The sequence below is a fragment of the Flavobacterium riviphilum genome (assembly GCF_055231795.1).
On record NZ_JBUYSY010000050.1, the window covers coordinates 1 to 467 of the forward strand.

Annotated in this window: 1 pseudogene; it reads right to left on the reverse strand. The window is 37.0% G+C overall.

Features of this window, described 5'->3' with window-relative positions:
• Positions 1-278: 278 nt before the first annotated feature.
• Positions 279-467 (reverse strand): annotated as a pseudogene (locus ACZIX2_RS14250) (UpxY family transcription antiterminator); the annotation flags it as partial.

Sequence of the window (467 nt, forward strand, 5' to 3'; positions counted from 1 at the left end):
GACAAAATGGACTATACTAAACAAGTTATTAATAAAACAATCCTGTTGCCTCATCGAGCAGTTTTCCTGAGCGAAGTCGAAGGGCTAACTTCTAATTTCTAACTTTAAAACACACCCCCAGCCCCTCTTAAGATGGGAGTTCGTTCAGTGTAACATTACTCATTCTGTAATTAATTTTAGCTCCCTAAAATCCTTAATAACTCTTTAGAAAAAACCAACACCCTAAACAATTGAAACTAATCACTAATTACTAATTACTAATTACTAAACAAAACAACTTACTTTTTGGCTACTTTCAAAACACAACCTAAGGCTTCGAGTACTAGCACATAATGAGTACCTTTCACTTCTTGCACCACCGCTTCTTGATCCTTAAAAACACCATGAGGCACAACCACTTTTTCACCAGGTTGCCATTGATCAAGGGCTACATCATAAGTATCAGGAGCCGATAACCACTGTTGGAT